The following is a 23,529-nucleotide window of genomic DNA, read 5'->3' as shown; positions in this document are numbered from 1 at the left end:
ATCCAGATAGAGAAGCGCCCATGTCACGCAGCAGCAGCACCCCGCATCCGCAGCCCGTCCTCCGCGGTTTTCCGCACCGCACGCCGCACCGCCGCGTTCCCAGGCTCCGGCCGCTGGTGCAGGCCATCGGCGTGATGCTGGCCACCGGCGCGGTGCTGGGCAACGCGCAGGCGCAGCAGGCCTTCAGCAGGGCCTGGTTCGCCGGCAAGGGCGCGGCGCAGGGCGTGGCCGCGGCCACCGGGCGGCTGCCCAACGGCATGCCGGCCTCCAGCCTGGGCAATCCGGTCGCGCAGCAGCAGAAGGCCCAGGCCGAGCTGCAGCGCTCGCTCGACAACCTCAATCTGGCCGCGCGCGGCATCGCCGCCCAGCAGGCGGCGCAGGCCGCCGCCCGGCAGGCCGCGCTGGGCGCGGCTTCCGGCGTGCCGGACGGGCTGGGGGAGGGCGGCCTGAAGGTCGACGGCAACAGCCTCACCGCCGGCTGGGCCAACGCCAACGCGCCGGTGCAGTCGGTGGCCAACGGCCGCACCACCGTGGCCATCCAGCAGACCGCCGACAAGGCCATCCTCAACTGGGAGACCTTCAACGTCGGCAGGAACACCACCGTGCAGTTCCAGCAGGACGCGGCCTGGGCGGTGCTCAACCGGGTCAACGACCCGCAGGCGCGGCCCAGCCAGATCCAGGGGCAGATCAAGGCCGACGGCACGGTGATGGTGGTCAACCGCAACGGCATCGTCTTCTCCGGCTCCAGCCAGGTCGATAGCCGCAACCTGGTGGCCGCCGCCGCCGGCATGAGCGACAGCCAGTTCCGCAAGGGCCTCTACGGCGACACCGTGGGCGGCAAGGTGCTGCCCAGCTTCGCCAATGAGCTGGTCAGCTCGGCCACCGGCTTCAGCCACGGCAAGGCCAGCGGCGACGTCATCGTCGAGCCCGGCGCCAGCATCCAGACGCGCCCGGCCACCACCGTCACCCAGGGCGGCGGCTATGTGCTGCTGGCCGGCCGCGAGACCCGCAACGGCGGCCAGATCTCCACCCCCGGCGGCCAGACGGTGCTGGCGGCGGGCGATGCCTTCGCCATCTCGCGCGGGCTGGATTCCAGCGGCAACACCAACAGCAGCACCCGGGGCAACGTGGTCACGCCGCTGCTGGCCGCCGGCAGCGATGCCGGCCGGGTAGCCAACACCGGCCTTATTCAGGCGACGACCGGCGACATCACCCTCACCGGCCGCGAAGTGCTGCAGGCCGGCGTGATCCAGTCCACCAGCTCGGTCACCACCCGCGGCACGGTGCACCTGATGGCGCAGTCCGGCAACGGCAGCGGCACGGTCACGCTGGCGCCCGGCAGCATCACCGCCATCGGCCTGGACAGCAGCGCCGACACCGCGCTCGATGCCCAGCGCGCCGCCCTGATCGCACTCAGCGACAAGCTGGCCGACGGCATCGCCGACCGGCGCGACCTCTCCCTGGTGCGCATCGCCAGCGACGGCGAGGTCGACTTCCAGGACCGCTCCCTCACCCTGGCCACCGGCGGCCAGGTCTTCGTGGACGCGGCCCGCCGCAGCACGGTGGGCGCGGGCGCCTCCATCGACGTCTCCGGCGCGGTCGGCGTGCAGCTGGCCATGGCGGCCAACAACGTGCTGGTCAACGTGCAGGGCAACGAGCAGCGCGACGCGCCGGGCAACCGCGACAGCGCGCTGCTCAACAACGGCAACATCTGGATCGACCGGCGCCGCCTGGTGAAGGTGGCCAAGGGCACCGGCGGCTACGACGCCGACCGCTGGTACACCGCCGGCGGCCTGCTGGAGGTGGGCGGCTACCTGGGCACCAGCGGCCACGGCATCGGCGAATGGGCGGCGCAGGGCGGCACGGTGCAGTTCGGCGGCGGCGAGCTGCTCACCCAGCGCGGCTCCAGCATCAACCTCTCGGGCGGCACGCTGGACGTGGCCACCGGCTACCTTCAGCAGACCTTTTTGAAGGGCAGCGACGGCCGGCTCTACGAAGCCTCCAGTGCGCCCGGCGACCTGCTCTACACCGGCATCTACAAGGGCTACGAGGCGGCCCACGCCCGCTGGGGCGCCAGCGCCACCGAATCCTTCTACAACCCGCTGATCGCGCCGCAGCGCCGGCTGGAGAGCGGCTATACCGTGGGCCGCGACGCCGGCCGGCTGATCGTCTCGACCGGCCGGGCGGTGCTCGAAGGCGGCATCGAGACGGTGGCCTTCCAGGGCGAGCGCCAGCAGTCCGCCCGCGACGCGGGCCTGGACAGCTACCAGCAGTCGCAGAACGCCGTGGCCAGCCGCGGCCAGCTGGTCATCGGCCGGGTCACGCCGATCTACGACAAGGACAGCCTGGCCCTGCGCGAGACCGTGCTGCCCACGGTCGGCAGGATCGTCATCGGCAGCTTCGCCGCTGTCGCCGACGCGCTGAGCAGCGACGACGTCCTGCCCAGCCCGGTGACCGGCGGCATCGGCATCGATGCCGGCTGGCTGCGCGAGCAGCAGCTCGGCGGCCTGCAGGCCTATGCCAACGGTTCCATCCTGGTGGACGGCGCCGTCTCGGTGGCCAACGGCGGCGAGATCTCGCTGCATGCCACCCAGGTCGATGTGCACGCCACGCTGAGCGCACGCGGCGGCAGCATCTCGCTGGGCAATATCGTGTCGCGGCCGCTGCCAAGCGGCCTGTCCTGGGCGGATGCGCCGCTGCTCGCGGTGACGCCGTCCGGCTACACCGCCGGCGTCACGCTGGCATCCGGTGCGCTGCTGGATGCGCGCGGCCTGTGGAGCAACCTGTCGCTGGATCCGACCGACATCTCCGGCCTGCCTTTCGTCGACGGCGGCAAGGTCTCGCTGGCCAGCACCGGCGGCGTGAGTCTGGCGGCCGGCAGCGGCATCAACGTGTCCTCGGGCGCGGCGTTGCTGGCCAACGGCCGGCTGCGCGGCGGCAAGGGCGGCGATGTCAGCCTGGCATCCGCCCAGATCGGCGGCGCCGGCGCACTCACGCTGGATGGCGAGCTGCGCGGCGAAGGCGTCACCGGCGGCGGTACCCTGAAGGTGGAAGCCGGCACCGCGGTCGTCATCGGCCAGGCGGCCGCCGGTTTCGGCAGCCTGACGGCCGGCACCGCCAGCCAGATCCCCCTGCGCCTGGCGGCCGACTACACCATCGCCGGCGGCCAGACCGTGCCGATCGACATCGCCATCACCGCCACCGTGCTGGAAGGCGGGCAGACGCTGGCGGCCACCGTGCGGCCGGCGCTCAGCGCCGCCGCGCCGGTGACCACCCTGATCGACTGGATCGCGCCCAGCACCGTGGTGACCCAGGCCAATGTCTACATCTCGCCCGGCCAGCGCATACCCGCCGGCACGGTGCTGGTGCTGATCGACAGCCTCTCGGCCGGCTATGTGCTGCCCAGGGGCCTGTTCGCCAACGGCCTGCCGATCCCGGCGGTGACCTGGCGCTACGCCGCCGGCTCGGTGGCCGGCGGCGACATCCGCGTGCCCGCCGGCTACCTGCTGCCGGCCGGCACCGTCTGGCCGAAGGCGGTGGCGACCCTGCCGCTGCTGCAGCTGGATCCGGCCCTGTTCCGCAGCGGCTTCTCGCAATACACCGTCACCGGCCAGGACGGCCTCTACGTCGCCGACGGCACCCAGGTGCAGGCCAGCATGCCGCTGCTGCAGGTGGACTCCGCCCGCGCCCGCCAGACCGCCACCGGCGCCGACCCCCGCGCCGCCATGGACGTCTGGCTGCCGCCGCAGTTCCAGGAGGATGCCGTCAAGGGCAGCATGGCGGTGCGCAAGGGCGCCAGCGTGGCGCTCAACGCCGGCTCGGTCTACACCACGGGCGAGCTGCGTATCGGCACCGGCGCCCTGGTCGGCGTGGACAACGGCGCCACCATCGCGCTGCAGGGCAACCGCCAGATCACCATCGAGGGCTCGCTCGTCGCCCATGGCGGCGCCGTCTCGGTGCTGCCCGGCCCGGCCGGCGACGGCAGCGTCACCGTGCTGGCCGACGGCATGCCCGATGCCCGCTCGGTGTGGGTCGGCGGGCAGGCGCTGATCGACGTGTCCGGCCAGTCGGCCAGCGCGCTCGACGTGGCCGGCCAGCGCTACGGCACGGTGGGCCAGGGCGGCCGCATCGAGATCGGCAACCGCTACAGCGCCGACGCCAGCGCCGCGGCCTCGGCGATCGACGCCTTCATCGTGCTGCGGCCCGGCGCGCGCCTGGAAGCCTCCGGCGCCTCGGCCACCCTGGACCTGCCCGGCCAGGGCGCGGTGGCGGTGGCCGGCGACGGCGGCCTGATCTCCCTGGCCTCGCAGCGCGGCCTCTTCCTCGACGGCGGCATGCGTGCCCTGGCCGGCGGCGCGGGTGCTTCCGCCGGCACGCTGGCGCTGGCGCTGGAGGCGCCCAACTACCAGCCGCTGGACCTGTATGTGCTCACCGGCACCAAGGTCGACAACGCGGTGCGCCTGCCGCGCGAATTGGTCGTCAGTGCCACCCAGGGCGCGGGCACCCTGGCCACCGGGCTGAAGGCCGGCCAGGCGGATGCCGGCCTGGTCTACGGCAGCGGCCGCATCGGCACCGACCGCATCGCCGCCGGCGGCTTCGGCAACCTGACGCTGCTGGTCAACGGCCTGCTGAGCTTCGACGGCAACGTCGACCTGAAGCTGGCCGAGAGCCTGCGCATCACCGCCAGCGCCTTCGGCCTGGCCAGCGGCGCGCCGGCCGATTCGCAGGTGCGGCTGTCGGCCCCTTATGTGCGTGTGGCCGGCAGCAGCGGCCGGCAGGCGCAGAACACCTTCATGCCCAACCCGGTGTTCGGCTCCTACAACACCGGCAGGGGCCAGGGCAAGCTGGGTGCACCGGCGGTGGCGGCCGGCTCGGCACTGCTGGTGGACGCGGCCCTGCTCGACCTGGCTGGCGAGTGGCAGTCCGGCGCCAACGGCGAACTGGTGCGCAACGGCGCCACGCCGCTGGTGGTCCAGCGCGACGCCTTCGACGAGGTGGTGCTGCGCAGCAGCGGCGACATGCGCATGAACGACGGCACCGCCGTCTACCTGTCGGGCAACCTCAGCCTGGCCGCCGCCCAGGTCTATCCGGTCACCGGCGCCACCGCCGTGCTCTATGCCGGCCTCTTCAACTACCCGGACCCGCTCTACGGCTACGCCTCCTTCGGTTTCGATCCTGCCCGCAGCATCACCGTCAGCCGCGTCGGCGATGCGCTGCCGGCCGTGCCGTATTCCGCCTTCGGCAAACTCACCCTGGCCGCGGCCACCGTCAACCAGGGTGGGGTGCTGCGCGCGCCCCTGGGCACGATCTCGCTGGGCACCCAGAACACCGGCACCACCACCGATGTCCACCTGCTGCCCGGCAGCATCAGCTCGGTCAGCGCGGCCGGGCTGGTCATGCCCTACGGCGGCACCTCCGACGGGCTGAGCTACACCTACAACGGCAGCGACGTGACGCTCTACGGCGTCGGCTACGAACCCTCGGTCGTCCTCACCGGCCAGCACATCGACCTGCAGGCCGGCGCCACGGTGGACCTGTCGGGCGGCGGCACGCTGACCGGCGCCGGTTTCCTGGGCGGGCGCGGCGGCTCGGTGGATGCGCGGCTCGCGCCGCTGATGCAGCGCTCGGCCCAGGGCGGCGGTTTCGTGCTGCCGGGGCTGGCGAGCAATCCGGTCTATGCCATCGTGCCCGGCGTGCAGGCCGGCTACGCACCCATCTCGGCGGAGAACGGCGCCGGTGCCCCGGCCCTGGGCCGCCAGATCACCATAGGCGCCGGCGTGCCCGGCCTGCCCGCCGGCACCTACACGCTGCTGCCGTCCACCTATGCGCTGCTGCCCGGCGCCTTCCGGGTGGAGATCAATGGCCTGGCCGCCTCGGCCGCGCCCGGCGCCGCCACCGCCATGCGCAACGGCAGCTGGTCGGCGTCGGCCCGGCTCGGCACCGCCAACACCGGCGTGCGCCAGACCACACCCACCCAGGTGCTGCTGACCTCGGCCGACACCCTGCGCCACTACGCCCAGTACAACGAGATGGCGTATGCCGACTTCGCCATCGCCCAGGCGCAGCTCGACGGCGTGCCGCGCCCGGTGCTGGAGCGCGACGTGGGCACCCTCAGCCTGCAGTTCCGCGGCGCCCCCAATACCGGCGGGCCCGACAGCGGCGCCCCGGCGCTGGCCTTCGCCGCCAGCCTGCTCAACAAGCCGGCCGAGGCCGGCCGCACCGGCACCGTGCAGCTGGGCTCGGCCAACAACTACGAGATCCTGGCCGACGGCGCCGCGCCGACCGCGGGCTTCGACGGCGTCTCCGTCTCGGCCGGCGCACTCGACGCCATGGGCGCCTCGCGCCTGCTGATCGGCGGCGCCATGGCATCGTCGTTCAGCGACCGCTTCGGCAGCCACCAGGGCGCCGGGGTGATCACCGTCAGCTCCAACACCAACGCCATCTACCTGCGATCCGGCGCCGTGCTCAAGGCCGGCGAGATCGTGCTGGTCACCGGCCGCAAGGCCGGCGAGATCGTGGTGGAGCAGGGCGCCAGCCTGAACACCCTGGGCGGCGGCGCCGCGCCCTTCGACAGCAGCGAGGGTTTCATCTACGCGCCCGGCAACAACAGCCTGCTGGCCGTCTCCAACGGCCGGCTCGACGTGCTGGCGCCCACCGTGCCGACCTACGACGACGGCAGCGGCGCCGGTGCCATCCGCATCGGCCAGTGCGCCACCGCCAGCTGCACGGCCGTCACCCGGCTCACCCGGCTGTATTCCGAAGGCTCGATCACCGCCGCCACCGACAAGGATTTCGTGCTCGGCGACTCGGTGCGCTACGGCACCCGCAGCCTGGTGCTGGCCGTGGGCGGCATCAACGTCGGCAGCGCCCAGTCGCTGGCCGACGCCGCCGCGCGCGGCGCCCTGCCTTCGGGCCTGACACTTAACCAGGAGGTGCTCGACCGCCTGCTGCTGGGCGACACCAGCCAGGGCGCCCCGGCGCTGGAGAACCTGGCGCTGACCGCGCGCGACGCGGTCAACTTCTACGGCAGCACCACGCTCTCCACTTATAACCCGGTCAGCGGCAAGTCGGCGCTGCAGCAGCTGGTGCTGTCCACGCCCGCCATCTACGGCTGGGGCTCGGCCAGCGATGTCGCCACCATCCGTACCGACAAGCTCTACTGGAGCGGCGCCGTCACCCCGCCCGGCAACGTGGCCAGCGGCGGCGCGGGCACCGGCAGCGGCCGGCTGGAGATCGACGCGCGCCAGATCGAATTCGGCTTCGGCCCGGTCAGCCGCATCGACGCGGTGCACAGCCAGGACCGCCTGGCCCTGGGCTTCGGCACCGTGGCCCTGAACGCCAGCGAAAGCGTCAGCGCCAACCACCAGGGCTCGCTGGCGGTCTACCAGTCGCGCGGCGCCTGGAACGCCGACACCAAGGCCTACGACTACAGCGGCGGCCAGCTGGCCATCGCCACACCGCTGCTGACCGGCGCGGCCGGCTCGGTCAACCGCATCGTGGCCGGCGGCGCCCTCACCGTGAGTGCGCCCGCCGGTGCGGCCGCTGCCGCCGCCAGCAATGCCGCGCTGCTCGGCGCACTCGGCGCCGAGCTGTCGCTCGAAGGCGCCAGCCTGCTGCTGGACAGCGCCGTGCTGCTGCCCAGCGGCAAACTCAGCCTCAGCGCCGGGGGCGACCTGAACCTGTCCGGCCGCGCGCAGATCGACCTGGCCGGACGCAAGATCGACTTCTTCGACAGCAGCAAGTACAGCTGGGGCGGCGACCTGGTGATGGCCAGCCGCGGCGGCGACATCCGCCAGGCGGCCGGCTCCGTCATCGACCTCTCGGCCGTGCAGAACCGCGCCGGTGCGCTCGGCGCCACCGCGCTGGGCGAGGGCGCCGGCACGGTGGACCTGGCCGGCACCCTGCGCGGCACGGCCAGCGGCCACTACGACGCGGGCGGCACCCTGGTGCCCTACGAATCCGGCAGCGCCGAAGTGCGCGCCCAGCACATCGCCGACTTCGCGGGCCTGAACCAGCGGCTCAACACCGGCGGCCTGCACGGCACCCGCAGCTTCCAGTTGAAGCAGGGCGATCTGGTGATCGGCGACGAGATCCAGGCGCATGCGGTGGAGGTGTCGGTGGACCGCGGCTCGCTCACCGTCAACGGCCGCATCGACGCCAGCGGCGAGCGTGTCGGCAGCATCCGCCTGGCCGCCAGCGGCGGCCTCACCGTGGCCGGCGGCGCGCTGCTCGATGCCCATGGCACGGTGCTGCGCCTGGACAGCTACGGCCTGCCGATCGAGGCGGCCAACCGCGCGGCGATCGAACTCGATTCCGGCGAGGGCCGGCTGACGCTGGCCAGCGGCGCGCGTTTCGACCTGCGCGCCGGCACCGCGTCCAACAACGCCGTGGCCTACGGCGGCATCGAGCTGAACGCACCCCGCCTGGGCGGCGCCACCGGCAGCGATGTGGACATCGACGCCGCCGGCACCATCGCCATCCAGGGCGCGCGCACCGTCAACCTTAATGCCTTCGCCCGCTACACCGACGCCCGTCCCGGCACCGACACCAGCACCGACGGCCGCCCCTACCAGGTCGTCGACCAGGCCTATCTCGACCAGAAACACGCCGACAGCACCGCCTTCATCGACCATGCGCTGGCCAACGGCGCGCTGATGGACGGCAAGCTCGCCGGCCTGCGCGGCTACACCGACCAGTTCCACCTGCGCCCCGGCGTGATCGTCGCCAGCGCCACGCCCGACGGCGACCTGCACCTCGACGGAGACATCGACCTCTCCGGCTACCGCTACGCCAGCATCCACCCCGGCAGCCCGCGGACCGGCATGCGCGGCTCCGGCGAGGCCGGCGCACTGGTGCTGCGCGCCGGCGGCAACCTGGACATCTTCGGCAGCCTGAGCGACGGCTTCGACATCGCCGCGCTGCCGGTCACCCCCGACGACCGTGGCTGGATGCTGCTGGCCGGCCACAACCCCTGGGGCGGCGACGTGGTGATCCCGCACGGCGGCATGGCCACCCTGGCCAGCGGCACCAATTTCCGCTCCGGCCGCACGCTCAACTTCGACCTGCCGATGCAGGCCGCGACCCTGGCCACCGGCACGCTGCTGCCGGCCCCGGCGACCCTGGGCGCCGACTTGCTGCTGCGCGCCGGCACCGTGCTCGGCGGCGATGTCTTCGACGGCGCCGGCCAGAAGGTGCAGTCCGCCGGCAGCGTGCTGGCGCGGGACTTCACCGTGCCCGCCGGCTACCGCCTGGGCGCGGGCTTCCGCCTGGCCTCGGCCGCCTCCATCGCCGCCATGACCTGGCCGGGCGGCGTGCCCTTGCCCTACCAGTTCAGCGCCGACGCGGGCATCACCCTGGCCGGTGACCTGAGCCTGGCCAAGGGCGCCATCGTGCCGAGCGAAACCGATGTCAAGCTGCCCGGCGGCGTGCTCTCGGTCAACCTGCGGACCAGCGATGCCGATGGCAACCAGGGCCGCAACTACGCGGTCGCCGGCATGCTGCCGGCCGGCTCCCGGTCCTGGGACCTGCGCCTGGTGGCCGGCGCCGACCTGGGCGCGGCCGACACCCGCCGCACCGTGCCGGACAGCAAGGCGCTGATCCGCATGTCCGATGCGCATGTCGGCCTGGGCCAGGTCACCCGCGACGTGCCCGGCACCGGCGCGCCGGCCCAGTACGTCTGGGACGAGAACATCGACGTGCAGACCCTGGCCAACGACTTCGGCTTCGTCAACGCCCAGCCCGGCCAGCCGATCACCGGCGACGACCTGGCCTTGCTGGAGGCCTATGGCGGCCTGGATGTGAACGGCTTCGGCTACGGAACCATCGTGGTGCAGACCGCGGCGCCCACCCCGCCCGACACCGAGACGGTCACCGTGCCCGCGCGCCAGCAGCTCTTCAGCGTGATCCGCACCGGCACCGGCCGGCTCGACCTGGTCTCGGGCGGCGACATCCTGATGACGTCCCTCTACGGCGTCTACACCGCCGGCACGCCCTCGGCCTCGCTGGCCGCGGCTGGCAGCGCCGACCGCTACAACCTGCCGCGCGCCACCGCGGCGGACGGCACCGTGCTCGGCGCGGCCGGCGCGGCCTATGCGCCGCTGGTCGACGGCGGCGCCGGCAGCCTCTACCAGGCCTGGTATCCGGAGCATGGCGGCGACCTGCTGGTCAAGGCCGGCGGCGCGGTCAAGGGCGACCTGATCGGCAGCCGCGCCTCCGGCGACCGCGGCGACCCGCTGGGCAACACCCGCCCGGGCATCTCCGGCAGCGCCGCGGTGGGCAACTGGTTGTGGCGCCAGGGCACCGGCAGCGTCACGCCCGGCGCCGACGGCATTCCCACCGCCTGGTGGATCAACTTCGGCAGCTATGTCAGCGGCCTCAGCAGCACCTACACCCTGTTCGAGGACCAGCCCTACCTGGTCGGCTTCACCGGCATCGGCACCCTCGGTGGCGGCAACCTGGTGCTGCGCACCGGCGGCGACGCCGGCACCATCGACGCACGCGGCCAGTTCAACCAGTACTACAACCAGCGCAGCCAGGGCCTGGACCTGGCGGTGGGCAGCACCGGCCGCATCGGCGCCGACGGCAAACCGGTGCTGACCGGCGGCGGCGACCTCGACATCCGCATCGGCGGCGCCCTCAACCCGGTGGCCGACGTGCGCTCCTTCCAGACCGGCATCGACAACCCGAGCGCCACCCGCACCCAGACCCTGCTCGACCTCAACGGCAGCTTCGTCAACCTGCGCGGCGCGCTGCAGCTGCAGACCGGCGCGGCCGGCGGCATCGACCTGCGCTACGACGCCAACGACCCCAAGGAATCGCGCGGCTACGGCGCCTTCCGCCCCACGGCCGCCTATTCCGGCGGCGGCGTGGTGCTGGTGCCGGGCGATGCCGGCGTGCGGGTGGACACCCGCGGCGACCTGGTGGTGGGCGCGGTGGTCGATCCCGGCCGGGTGCCGCTCTACAACGACGGCACGCCCTTCAACTACGCAGGCAGCGCCTTCACCGGCCAGGGCTGGACCTGGTTCTCGCTGTGGACCCCGTCCACCGCGGTGGACCTGCTGAGCGCCGGCGGCAACCTGAACCCGGTCTCCGCCACCGCCGACACACGCACCAAGGTCGATTTCATGGCCACCGACGGCCGCATCGTCTATCCCTCGGTGCTGCGCGCGGCCGCCGCCAGCGGCAGCCTGTTCTACGGCAACACCGGCAGCGTCGCCACGCCGGTCACCACCGCCAGCACCGCCAGCCTGGTGCTGGCGCCGGCACCCTCGGGCGCGCAGTTCACCCAGGGCGCCGGCACCGGCCAGCTCGAACTGCTGGCCGCGGGCTCCATCTTCGCGAGCGGCTATGCGGTGTCGATGTCGGGCGTGGACCCGGTCCGGCTGCCCACGCCCTTCAACCCCGGCTTCAGCGGCGGCTACCTGAACGCCTGGTTCGGCCTGGCCCATGCCAGCAATGTCGCGGCCGACGGCCTGCTGCCCTCGGTCGCCCTCTACGACGGCAAGGGCCAGTACACCGAACAGGCCTATCCGCTGTTCAGCCTGGTCGCGCCGACCTCCACCGACTACGCCGCCGCCGGGCAGGAGCCGGCGCGTTTCTACGCGGTGCAGGGCGACATCGTCGGCCTGCGCACCGGCTCCATCATCACCCGCGCCAACGTCAACACCAGCTACCCGCTGTGGTACGAGGGCAGCGGCACCGTGGCCATTCGGGCCGGGCGCGACATCGTCAACGCCGGCACGCCGCTGGCCACCGTCGAGGGCCTGCCCACCCTGGCCCAGGGCTACAAGGCCTTTTATTCGACGCTGCCGTCCAACGCCGGCTCGCCGGGCCAGCTCAGCTACGTGGACATCGGCAGCGCGCGCGGCAACCTGATCGTGCAGCACCATGCCGACGACGTCTCGGTGGTGCAGGCCGGCCGCGACATCCGCTACAGCAGCTTCTACGTGGCCGGCCCCGGCCAGCTGGAGCTGACCGCCGGCCGCGACATCTACATGGGCGACAAGGCCGAGCTGCGCAGCATCGGCGCCATCGCCCCCGGCGCGGCGGCCAGCCGCAGCGCCGGCGCCGGCATCGCGGTGCTGGCGGGCGTCGGCAGCGCCGGCCCCGACTACGCCGGCTTCGCCGCCCGCTACCTCGATCCGGCCAACCGCGCCACCGCCGGCCTGGCGCTGGCCGGCCAGCCGGGCAAGGTGGTGGAGGTCTACGGCGGCAGCCTCAGCCTGGCGCAGTGGCTGGCGGCCGAGTTCGGCTATGCCGGCGACGAAGCCGGCGCCCCCGCCTTCCTGGCCGCCCGCCAGGCCGAGCTGGACAGCGCGCGCCGCCAGGCCGCCAGCGGCAGCACCGTGGCTGCCCGGCGCGACCTGCAGAACGAATACGGCCAGACCAGCCAGCTCTACCTGGTGAACTGGCTGGGCCAGCGCTTCGGCGGCGCCAACGGCCTGGGCCTGCATTTCGACGCGGCCACCATGGACGCACGCAGCTTCTTCGCCGCCCTGCCGGCCGAGCAGCAGCGGGTGTTCCTGCGCAATGTCTACTACGCCGAGCTGAAGGCCTCCGGCCGCGAATACAACGCCGTGGCCGGCCCGCGCGAGGGCAGCTACCTGCGCGGCCGCGACGCCATCGCCGCGCTGTTCCCCGGGCAGGACACCCAGGGCCGCGCGCTCGACTACCAGGGCGGCCTGACCATGTTCAGCAGCGCCACTTATCACAGCCAGTCCGTCGACGGCCTGCTCAGCAAGCGCCCGCAGCCCGGCAAGACCTATCTGCGCTACGACGACTGGGTGGCGGCCGGCAGCCCCGGCTACAACGTGCCCTACTACGAGGTGCAGGACGCCGGCATCCACACCGACTTCGGCGGCGACATCCAGGTCATGACCCCCGGCGGCCGCACCCTGGTCGGCGTGGACGGCGGCTTCGTCCCGGCCAGCGGATCGGGCCTGCTGACGCAGGGCGAGGGCAATATCGAGATCTACGCCCTGGGCAGCATCCTGCTGGGCCAGAGCCGGGTCTTCACCACCTTCGGCGGCAACATCATGGGCTGGTCGGCCACCGGCGACATCAACGCCGGCCGGGGCGCCAAGACCAATGTGGTCTACACGCCGCAGCTGCGCACCTACGACTCGGCCGGCAACGTGACCCTGTCGCCCAGCGCGCCGACCACCGGCGCCGGCATCGCCACGCTCAACCCCATCCCCGAGATCCCGCCGGGCGACATCGACCTGGTGGCGCCGCTTGGCACCATCGACGCGGGCGAGGCCGGCATCCGGGTGTCGGGCAACGTCAACCTGGCGGCGCTGCAGGTGGCCAACGCGGCCAACATCCAGGTGCAGGGCAAGGCGGTGGGCATTCCGACCATCGCCGCGGTCAATGTCGGTGCGCTCAGCAACGCCAGCGCCGCCGCCGCCCAGGCCGGCATGGCGGCGCAGGAGACGCTGCAGCGCGAACGCGGCGCGGCGCGCCAGAACCTGCCCTCGGTGTTCACCGTGCGGGTGCTGGACCGCGGCGGGGAGGGCGAGGGCAGCCGTGCCCCGGCCGCAACCACGCCCGGCCGGCCGCAGGCCTACAACCCCGACGGCGTGGTGCAGGTGCTCGGGGCAGGGCGCCTGGATGCCGCCGAACAGCAGGCCCTGACGGCCAGCGAGCGCCGCGCGCTGACCCGCTGACGGCACTCCGCGCGGGCCGCCCCGCGCACCCCGGCCGAAATATTTTCATGAACATTTCGTGACAAATGACGGTTTCGGCCGGGGCCGCACGTCTAAGCAGACATACGCATCCACGACATGAAGCCTGCCCACCATGGGCCGGTTTCTGCCCGCCTTCGAAAGATAGAGCTCCCTCCATGCATCAAGACAAGTCAAGCCGGCCGCGACAGCGCTGGAGCGCGGTGTGCCTGGCAGCCCTGACGGCCCTGGCAGCGGGCACGCCGGCCCTGTCCCGGGCGCAGGCCGCCGCACCGGCCGCGGCCGCCGAGCCGGCGCCGCAGGAAGCACAGCGCCAGGTCGACATCGCCGAATACATCGTGCGTGGCAACACCGTGCTGGATGCCCGCGCCATCGAGCAGGCCGTCACCCCCTTCCTCGGCCCCGGCCGCACCATGAAGGACATCGAATCCGCCCGCGACGCCCTGCTGGCCGCCTACCAGGCCCAGGGCTACCAGTCGGTCTACGTGGACCTGCCCGAGCAGCAGGTGACCGAGGGCATCGTCTTCCTGCAGGTCAGCGAGACCCGCGTCGGCCGCGTGCGGGTGGTGGGCGCCCAGTACAACTCGCCGCTGGAAGTGCGCGAGCAGGTGTCGGCCCTGCAGGAAGGCGCCGTGCCCGACTTCAACCAGGCCCAGGCCCAGCTCACCGCCCTCAACCGCAGCCCCAAACGCCAGGTGGTGCCCCTGGTGCGCCAGGGCGTGCTGCCCGGCACCATGGACGTGGATTTGAAGGTCGACGACAGCAGCCCCTGGCGCGGCAGCCTGGGCCTGAACAACGACTACAGCGCCGACACCCGCCACCTGCGCGCCACCGCCAGCATCGCCAACGACAACCTCTGGCAGATGGGCCACAGCCTCTCGCTGGCCTTCTTCGGCGCGCCGCAGGACCTGGACCAGACCCAGGTCTTCTCCGGCTCCTACGTCGCGCCGCTGCCCGGCAGCGACTGGAGCCTGGAGGCCTCGGCTTATGTCTCCGACAGCAACGTCGCCACCATCGGCGGCACCAACGTGGTCGGCAAGGGCCACTCGATCGGCCTGAAGGCCACCTACACCGTGCCCAACGCGGGCGAGTGGTACCACGCCTTCAGCGCCGGCATCGACTTCAAGGACAACAAGGAGGCGCTGCGCCTGGGCAGCACCGGCGACACCGTGCCGCTGAAGTACGCGCCGATCACGCTGTCCTATTCCGGCTTCCTGCAGGACCAGCGGGTGCAGACCGCGCTCAACGCCTCCATCGTCGCCGGCACCCGCAGTGCCTTCGGCTACACCAGCGACGCCGCCGCCTTCGACTACAAGCGCTACAAGGCCTCGCCCAGCTTCCTGGTGCTGAAGTCCGATGTCAACAGCACCTACACCTTCGCCAGCGACCTGCAGCTCAACACCCGCCTGGCCGGGCAGCTGACGGATTCGCCGCTGGTCTCGACCGAGCAGATCGCCGCCGGCGGCATCAACTCGGTGCGCGGCTACCTGGCGGCCGAGTCCACCGGCGACATCGGCCTGGTCGGCTCGGCCGAGCTGCGCAGCCCGGCCATCGGCCTGTTTCCGTCCTGGTTGAGCAACTGGCGTGTCTACACCTTCCTCGACGCCGCCCACCTGCGCCTGAAAGAGCCGCTGCCCCAGCAGAAGGACCGCTTCAGCTTCGGCTCGGTGGGCCTGGGCACCAGCTTCCGGCTGGGCGAGCAGCTGCTCGGCCGGGTGGACCTGGGCTATCCGCTCAAGGACGGCGCCCGCACCGAACGCCACGACACCCGGCTCAGCTTCAGCCTGACCGCCACCTACTGAACCCGGCTTTTTTTCAAGAACCGTTTTTCCATCGCACCGCGCTTCTGGAGATATTTCCCATGCGACGCATCCTCTTCGTCCTGCTCACCCTGGTGAGCACCTTCCTGCCGGGCATGGCCCATGCCTGGTGGCAGCCCGACTGGGCCTACCGCAAGCCGATCACCATCGACGGCGGACCGCAGGCCGGCGCCATCGGCGGCGACGCCGGCCGCGCGCCGGTGCTGGTGCGCCTGCACACCGGCAACTTCAATTTCGAGGGCGTGGGCGAGGCCGGCGCCGACCTGCGTTTCGTGGCCGAGGACGACAAGACGGTGCTCAACCACCAGATCGAGCAGTTCGATCCGCTGCTGGGCATCGCCCTGGTGTGGGTGGACGTGCCCAAGGTCGCCGGCACGCCGCAGAAGCTGTGGATGTACTACGGCAACAAGAAGGCGCCGGCATCGGGCAACGGCCAGCGCAGCTTCGACCCCGACTACACCCTGGTCTGGCATTTCGCCGAGGCCAACGCCCCGGCGCGCGACACCACCGCCTACGGCAACAACGCCCAGAACACCGTGCCGGCCGCCGAAGGCACCGTCATCGGCCGCGGCGTGCAGCTCGGCGGCCAGGCGCTGATGCTGCCGGCATCGCCCTCGCTGGGCCTGGCCGCCGGCGGCGCCACCACCATCTCGCTGTGGGTGCGCCCGGACCAGCTCGGCCCCAACCAGGTGCTGTACGCCCGCGGCGAAGGCGCCGCCTCGCTGGTGCTGGGCATCGACCAGGGCGTGCCCTTCGTCGAGGTCGGCGGCAAGCGCAGCAACCCGGGCCAGCCGATCCAGGCCGGCCAGTGGTCGCACATCGCCCTCAAGACCGGCGGCCAGGGCGTGGCCCTGTACGTGGCCGGCCGGCCCAGCGTGTCGCTGGCCGCCGAAGCTCCGGCGCTGGCCGGCGCGGCCTCGGTCGGCGCGGCCCCGGGCTTCCAGCCCTTCGCCGGTGCGATCGACGAACTGCGCGTCTCCAAGGTGGCGCGTCCCGATGCGCTGATCCTGGCCGACGCCGTGTCGCAGGGCGCCGATTCGCGCCTGGTGGCCTTCGGCGCCGACGAGCAGCAGGCCGGCAAGAGCCACCTGGGCTTCATCCTCGCCGCCATGCCGCTGGACGCCTGGGTGGTGGTCGGCCTGCTCGGCCTGATGATGCTGGTCTCCTGGGCCATCATGATCGGCAAGGGCCGCAGCTACGGCGCCGCCTCGCGCGCCAACGCCTTCTTCATCCAGCGTTTCCGCGAGACCGCCGGCGCCCCGCTCGATGCGCTCGCCAACGGCAACCGGGTGCCCGACGACGTCAAGGCCGACGCCCCGCTGTGGCGCCTCTACGAGGTGGCGGTGCAGGAGATGCAGCGCCGCCACGACCGCGGCTTCGACCTCAGCGCCGTCTCCAGCGCCACCATCGCCGCCATCCGCGCCGCCATGGACGGCGTGCAGGTGCGCGAGAACGAGCGCATGAGCAAACGCATGAACTGGCTCTCCACCACCATCGAGGGCGCGCCCTACGTCGGCCTGTTCGGCACGGTGATCGGCATCATGCTGGTGTTCGTGGTGGCGGCCATGGCCGGCGCGGTGGACATCAACTCGGTGGCTCCCGGCATGGCCGCGGCCCTGCTGTGCACCGCCGCCGGCCTGGGCGTGGCGATCCCCGCGCTGTTCGGCTACAACTGGCTGGCCTCGCGCTCGGACGCCATCGCCGCCGACATGGCGGTGTTCGTCGACGAGTTCGTCACCCGCCTGGCCGAAGAGCAGGGCGAGGGCCGCACGCTGCCGCAGGCGCAGCCGGTGCGCGCCGCCACCCGCCGCGAGCCGAGCCACCCGGCGGCCAGCTGGTCCGCCGGCCAGAACCCGCTGGCCACCTGAGGCGGACCGCGCCATGGCATCCAACGCATCCCGCTTCGGCACCAAGAAGCGCACGGGCGGCATCAACATCACGCCCTTCGTGGACGTGCTGCTGGTGGTGCTGGTGATCTTCATCCTCACCAGCAACGCCAGCATCCCCGGCATCAAGGTCGACCTGCCCAAGGCCAGCGCCGCCGTGGCGCTTGAAAAACCCAAGACCAAGGCCATCACCATCGACAACGCCGGCAAGGTGTTCCTCGATGCCTATCCGGTCACGCTGCCGGAGCTGGAAGAGCGCCTGCGCACCGAGAAGGCGCTGACGCCGGACTTCCCCGTCATCGTGCGCGGCGACTCCTCGGTGCAGTACGCCAAGGTGGTCGAGGTGCTCGACCTGCTGCGCCGCATCGATCTCAACCAGATCGGCCTGGTGACCGGCAAGCCGGCGGCGTGAGGGAGTGGCCGTGAACCTTTCTCCTGCCGGCACGGCACGTTCCCCGGCCACTTCGCGCGGCGCGGGCTGGTGGCGCCGCTGGGGCGGCCACGCCATCGGCGCCCTGGTGCTGCTGGCGCTGGTGCTGCTGGCCTGGCGCCTGCTGTCGGACACCGCCGGCCAGAAACGCAAGAGCGCCGACACCCCCATGCTGATGCTGCCGCCGCCCCCTCCGCCGCCGCCGGTGCCGGAGAAGCCGCCGGAGCCCGAGCCCGAGAAGATCAAGCCCGAGCCGGTGGAGCCCAAGCCCACGCCGGAGCGGCCGCTCGACGCCCCCAAGGACGACAGCCCGCCCAGCCCCTCCAAGGACCTGGGCGACCCGGTGACCATCGACGGCGCCGCGCAGGCCGGCACCGACGCCTTCGGCATCGCGGCCGGACGCGGCGGCGGCATGACCGGCGGCGGCCCGGGCGGCGGCGGGCTAGGCGCCGGCTCCTATGCCCGCTACGTGTCCAACGCCCTGCAGCAGGGCCTGGCGCGCGATGCGCGCACCCGGCTGCTGGCCTTCGAGGACATCCAGATCGAACTCTGGCTCGACGCCGATGGCCGCACCGCCCAGGTGCGCCTGCTTCGCGGCACCGGCGACAAACAGATCGACGACGCCGTTCTCGCCATGGTGCGTGAACTCGACCGCATCGACGAGCGCCCGCCGGCCTCGCTGCGTTTCCCGCTGCGGGTGTCCATGCGCGGCCGCCGGCCCTGAAAAAAACGCATCGCCCGTCCCCCACCTTTTTCCATGTGAACCAAGCCATGAAACATTTCTTCTCCACGCACGAACGGCGGGCGGTATCGCAGGTCTGCGCGCTGCTGCTGATGGGCGCGCTGGGCTCGGCGCAAGCCCAGACCGCGCCGCCCGCCAACGAAACCGCCATGGTCCGCCTGATCCGCGGCCTGATCCAGAGCGGCACCCTGGCCAAGGACGTGGGCGATGCCCTGCTGGCCCAGGCCCAGACCGAGGCCATGGCCGCCCAGCAGGCCCAGCAGGCCCAGCGCGCGCCGGTCGCGGCAGCGGCCGCCGGCTCGGCCACCGCCGCCAGCGCCCTGCAGCTGCAGCCCGGCGATGTGCGGGTGCCCTATATCTCCCAGACCGTGCGCGACCAGATCCGCGACGAGGTCAAGGGCCAGGTCATGGCCCAGGCCCAGGCCGAAGGCTGGGCAGCGCCCAACGAAACGCCGGACTGGACCAAGCGCCTGCGCCTGGAAGGCGATGTGCGGGCGCGCTACGAGTCGCGCAGCTACTCGGGCGACAACAACAACATCCAGACCGACTGGGCCTCGATCAACAGCGGCAGCGGCTACGACCTCAACCCCAACACCAACCTGGCGCTGCCGCCGCTGCTCAACACCCGCGAGGACCGGCGCAACCTGTTCCGCGCCCGCGCCCGGCTGGGGGTGGTGGCCGACATCTCCGAGCGCACCGAAGCCGGCATCCGACTGGCCTCGGGCGGCGACAACGGCCCGGTCTCCACCACCCAGACCCTGGGCGGCGGCCTGGCCAAGAAGGATGTCTGGCTCGACCAGATGTACCTCTCGTACAAGGTGGTGCCGGAGGTCAAGCTGGTCGCCGGCCGCTTCGGCAATCCCTTCATGTCCACCGACCTGCTGTACTCGGCCGACCTCAACTTCGACGGCATCGCCGCCAGGTTCGAGCGCACCCTCGCCAACAAGGACATGACCGTCTTCGGCTCGCTCGGCCTGATCCCGCTGGAATATTCCTCGGACAACGCGCCCAGCCGCAGCCAGGACAAGCAGTCCAGCCACAACAAGTGGCTGCTCGGCGCCCAGGTCGGCCTGGACTGGAAGCTCGACCCGAAGAACCGCCTGCGCGGCGCCGTCGCCTACTACGACTTCCACAACACCGAAGGCCGCCTCTCCGACTCCTGCGCCCTGTACGCCGGCGCCGACGGCTGCAGCACCGACTGGAGCCGCCCGGCCTTCATGCAGAAGGGCAACACCCTGATGCTGCTGCGCAATATCGCGCTCGATCCGCTCAACCCGGCCAACACGCCGCAGCCGCAGTACGTGGGCCAGGCCTCGAAGTTCCAGCTGCTCGACCTGAACCTGCAGTGGCAGACCCAGGTGGCCGGCAACGGCCTGCGCCTGGACGGCAACTACATCCGCAACACCGCCTACGACGCGGCCGAGATGTTCGCCCGCGCCAACGGCGGCATCGTCAACAACTTCAGCGGCACCGGCGGCACCGGCATCGACGACTTCCGCAGCGGCGGCAACGCCTACATGCTGCAGGCCACCTACGGCCGCCCGGCGCCGGTGGCGCGCGGCGACTGGAACCTGCTGGCCGGCTACAAACGCATCGAGCCGGATTCCATGCCCGACGGCTTCAACGACCCCACCTTCCACCTGGGCGGCACCAATGCCCGCGGCTACTACCTGGGCGGCTCCTACGCCATCGACCGCAACACCTGGGTGAGCGGACGCTGGGTGGCCACCAAGGAGGTCTACGGCCCGCCGCTGTCCATCGACGTGCTGCAGATCGAACTCAACACCCGTTTCTGAGGAGCAGGCCCGTGTCCCCACTTCGATTGAAACGCCTGCGGCGCGCGGCCAGCGCCGCGGTGCTGGTCGGCCTGGCGCTGGCCGACATCGGCGGCGCCTTCGGCCAGCAGCAAAGCCTGGAGGAGCGCCTGCGAACGCAGCTGCGCGCCACCACCTTGCAGCTGCAGCAGGCGCAGAACGAGCTGGCGGTGCTCAAGGCCGCGCCGGCCCGCGCGCCCGCGCCCGCCGCCGCCGCCGCGAACGCCCCGGCAACGGAAGAGCTGAAGAAGGAGCTGGCCCAGGCCCGCGCCCAGCTCGCCGCCGAACGCCAGGCGCGCGAACGCGCGGGCGACGACAACCAGAAGCTGGCGCAGCAGGCCCGCGCCGTCACCGACAAGGCCGCCACCCAGGTCGCCCAGTACCGCGGCGCCTACGACGAGCTGCTGAAGATGGCCAAGGCCTCCGAGGCCGAACGCCAGCGCCTGGCCACCGCCTACGGCGCCGGGCAGGGCGCGGTCGAACGCTGCGAGGCGCAGAACAAGGCCCTCTACGCCACCGGCCAGGAGATCCTGCATGCCTACGAGACGATGGACGTCTCCACCGTGCTGGCCGCCCGCCAGCCCTTCGCCGCGCAGAGCCGGGTGAAGCTGGAGCAGGTGGCCCAGCAATACGGCGACAAGCTCTACGAAGGCCGCTTCGACGCCCGGGCCACGCCGGCACCGGCCGCCGCAACCACCGCGCACTGAATGCGGAAGCCATGCCATGAGCATCGACCTGTTCACAACGCTGGCGATCGCCGTCAGCCTGCTGGTCTACCTGGGCCTCGGACTGCTGTTCTACGCCCTGGCCTGGGCGGCGACGCGGGGCGATGCCATGACGACGCAAGGAGACACACCATGAACGTCCACACCAACAAGCGCAGGAACGCCCGGCGGATCGCCGCCGCCGCCGCACTGGCCTGCTGGATCTCCAGCGGCTTCGCGCAGGCGGCAACGCCGAGCCCCGAGCCTGTCGTCGCCCGCCTGGGCGCGATCACCGTCGGCGAGCCGGAAGTGCAGCGCCTGCTGGAAGCCCTGCCGCCGGCCGAACGCGCCGCCGCCCGCGCCGACCGTTCGGTGCTCACCGGCTGGCTGCAGCAGCGCATCGCCAGCGAGGCCCTGCTGCGCGAGGCCCGCGCCAAGGGCTGGGCCGAGCGCCCCGAGGTGCGCGCCCGGGTGGAGGCGGCGGTGCGCGATGTCACCGACCGCATCGTCGGCGCGACTTACCTGGAATCCGTCTCCGCGCTGCCGGCCGCCTACCCCTCCGAAGCCGAGGCCCGCGCCGCCTTCGCCGCCGCACCGGCGCCGCGTGTGGCCGCCAGCTACCGCATCGCCCAGATCTTCCTGGCCGCACCCGCGCAGGACACGTCCGCCGTGGCGCGTGTGCGCACCCAGGCCGAGCAGCTGGCCACCCAGGCGCGCAGCGGCGATTTCGCGGCCCTGGCCCGCGAACGCTCCGACGAACGCACCAGCGCCGGGCGCGGCGGCGATGCCGGCACGCTGCCGCTGGCCCGCATGCTGCCCGAGGTGCGCGCCACCGTGGCAGCGATGAAACCCGGCGATGTGGCCGGGCCGGTGCAGTCGGCCGGCGGTTTCCACATCGTCAAGCTGCTGGAGACGCAGCCCGAGCGCCCCGCCACCTTCGAAGAGCTGCGCCCGCAGCTGGAACAGGCCCTGCGCCAGCAGCGGCAGCAGCAGCTCGCCCGCAACTACCTGGCCGCGCTGGCGCCGGCCAGCGAACTCTCCATCGACACCGCCACGCTGGACGCGGCGCTGCGCCAGACCCCCTGATCCGTCCGACCTTTCCCATTTCAAGAGCCTTCATGACCGAGACCCTCGCCACCCCGACCGCCGCCTCCGCCCTCGCCAGCGACACCCTGCTGCAATACCTCACCGCCGAAACCGCCTCCGACGCCATCAAGGCCGCCGGCTGCGCCGTCACCCCCGTCGAGCAGGACGGTGTCACCCGCCTGCACAGCGCCAGCCACGGCATCGGTTTCCAGGTGCTCTGGGGCAATGCGGTGGCCCCCGGCCAGTACGCCGACCTGACCCTGAGCTGCCCGCTGCGCATCGAGGGCGGCGTGCTGCCCGCCTCGGTCTTCGCCGACTGGCACCGCGCGCGGCGTTTCGCGCGGGTGTCGCAGCACGGCGACTTCGTGGTGCTGGAGATGGACCTGCCGGTGACCGGCGGCGTCGCCTTCGCCCATGTCGCCTGGATGATGCGGCTGTGGACCCAGGTGATGGGCGAGTTCTTCCTGCACCTGCGCAACTACCGCAGCAGCCCGGAGGCGGCCGCGCCGCAGGCACCGGCGGCGGACTGAGTCTGTAGCGGCGCGGTCATATTGACCGAGCAGCATTCGGCGTTTGCCGACATCCGCCTTTGCCTTGTTGACCCGAACCGGCTCCTCCCCAGGCGCCCGCAGATCCGCTGCGGGCGCCTGGGCGCGCGCCGTGCGCGGCGGCCGCCGGGGATGAGCCGCCATGGCCGCAGCGCCGCCATCGCCTGCGCCGTGCTGGCCGCGAGTTTCTGCGGCGCGGCGCGCGCAGGCCCGCCGCCGATGAACCCGCCCCCGCTCGACTTCGACATCCCGGCCCAGGACCTGTCCGCCGCGCTCGATGCCTATGCCGGCGTCTCCGGCCGGCCGGCGCTGTTCCGCAGCACGCTGGTGGCCGAGCGCCGCTCCGCCGCGCTGCAGGGCCGCTACAGCCCCGAGGCGGCCCTGGGCCGGCTGCTGCAGGGCACCGGCCTGGTCGCGCAGGACGTGGGCGCGGGCGATCTGCACACCTTCGTGCTGCAGCCGGCACCCGCCGCCGCCGTCGCCGCCGGCGCCACGGAGCGCACCCCCGCCCAGGTCTTCGATGCCTACGACGGCCAGGTGCAGTCGCGCCTCTGGCAGGCCTTCTGCCAGGAGCCCCTGGCCGCCCCCGGCGGCTACCGCGCGCTGCTGCGTTTCGGGGTGGACGGAGCGGGGCGGATGCAGCGCCCGCGCCTGCTGGGCAGCAGCGGCAGCCGCCAGCGCGACAGCGCCCTGATCGCCGTCATGCAGAAGCTGCGGGTGGAGGCGCCGCCGCCCGCCATGCCGCAGCCGCTGACCCTGCTGATCCTGCCGCGCGGCCAGGTGCCGGGCCAGGACTGCGCCGGCGCGCCCTGAATGC

At 72.5% G+C, this 23,529-nt stretch carries 11 protein-coding genes; all 11 read left to right on the top strand.

From position 1 onward, the window contains the following. Window positions 1-20 precede the first annotated feature (20 nt). Window positions 21-13,664 carry a filamentous haemagglutinin family protein gene (locus tag GT347_RS05045; protein ID WP_160550923.1) on the top strand — a complete coding sequence of 4,548 codons (13,644 nt, stop codon included), beginning with the start codon at window positions 21-23 and terminating at the stop codon, window positions 13,662-13,664. A gap of 176 nt (window positions 13,665-13,840) precedes the next feature. Next, entirely contained in the window at window positions 13,841-15,484 is a 1,644-nt protein-coding gene (locus GT347_RS05040) for a ShlB/FhaC/HecB family hemolysin secretion/activation protein (RefSeq protein WP_160550922.1), read from the top strand. A gap of 59 nt (window positions 15,485-15,543) precedes the next feature. Further along, a complete protein-coding gene (locus tag GT347_RS05035) occupies window positions 15,544-17,370 on the top strand; it encodes a DUF2341 domain-containing protein (RefSeq protein WP_160550921.1) in 1,827 nt (608 codons plus the stop codon). 13 nt (window positions 17,371-17,383) lie between these two features. After that, on the top strand, window positions 17,384-17,800 hold the full coding sequence (locus GT347_RS05030; RefSeq protein WP_160550920.1) for an ExbD/TolR family protein: 417 nt from the start codon (window positions 17,384-17,386) through the stop codon (window positions 17,798-17,800). 10 nt (window positions 17,801-17,810) lie between these two features. Continuing rightward, window positions 17,811-18,542: an energy transducer TonB gene (locus tag GT347_RS05025; RefSeq protein WP_160550919.1), complete on the top strand. Its 732-nt coding sequence runs from the start codon at window positions 17,811-17,813 to the stop codon at window positions 18,540-18,542. Between the two features lie 47 nt (window positions 18,543-18,589). Continuing rightward, the gene (locus GT347_RS05020) at window positions 18,590-20,356 is read left to right on the top strand and encodes a putative porin (RefSeq protein WP_160550918.1); all 1,767 of its coding nucleotides are present in this window, start codon (window positions 18,590-18,592) and stop codon (window positions 20,354-20,356) included. An 11-nt stretch (window positions 20,357-20,367) separates the two neighbouring features. After that, complete coding sequence (locus GT347_RS05015; RefSeq protein WP_229722705.1) at window positions 20,368-21,081, top strand: hypothetical protein; 714 nt, start codon at window positions 20,368-20,370, stop codon at window positions 21,079-21,081. A gap of 16 nt (window positions 21,082-21,097) precedes the next feature. Next, complete coding sequence (locus GT347_RS05010; RefSeq protein ID WP_160550917.1) at window positions 21,098-21,235, top strand: hypothetical protein; 138 nt, start codon at window positions 21,098-21,100, stop codon at window positions 21,233-21,235. Next, the gene (locus GT347_RS05005; RefSeq protein ID WP_160550916.1) at window positions 21,232-22,164 is read left to right on the top strand and encodes a peptidylprolyl isomerase; all 933 of its coding nucleotides are present in this window, start codon (window positions 21,232-21,234) and stop codon (window positions 22,162-22,164) included. The genes GT347_RS05010 and GT347_RS05005 overlap by 4 nt, the downstream gene beginning before the upstream one ends. Window positions 22,165-22,196: 32 nt before the next feature. After that, on the top strand, window positions 22,197-22,694 hold the full coding sequence (locus GT347_RS05000) for a YbjN domain-containing protein (protein ID WP_160550915.1): 498 nt from the start codon (window positions 22,197-22,199) through the stop codon (window positions 22,692-22,694). Window positions 22,695-22,844: 150 nt separating this feature from the next. Next, the gene (locus tag GT347_RS04995; RefSeq protein ID WP_160550914.1) at window positions 22,845-23,525 is read left to right on the top strand and encodes a TonB family protein; all 681 of its coding nucleotides are present in this window, start codon (window positions 22,845-22,847) and stop codon (window positions 23,523-23,525) included. Window positions 23,526-23,529 lie beyond the last annotated feature (4 nt).

This window comes from Xylophilus rhododendri, assembly GCF_009906855.1.
GTDB classification, from domain to species: domain Bacteria; phylum Pseudomonadota; class Gammaproteobacteria; order Burkholderiales; family Burkholderiaceae_C; genus Xylophilus; species Xylophilus rhododendri.
This window is presented reverse-complemented; position numbering and strand designations above follow the sequence as displayed.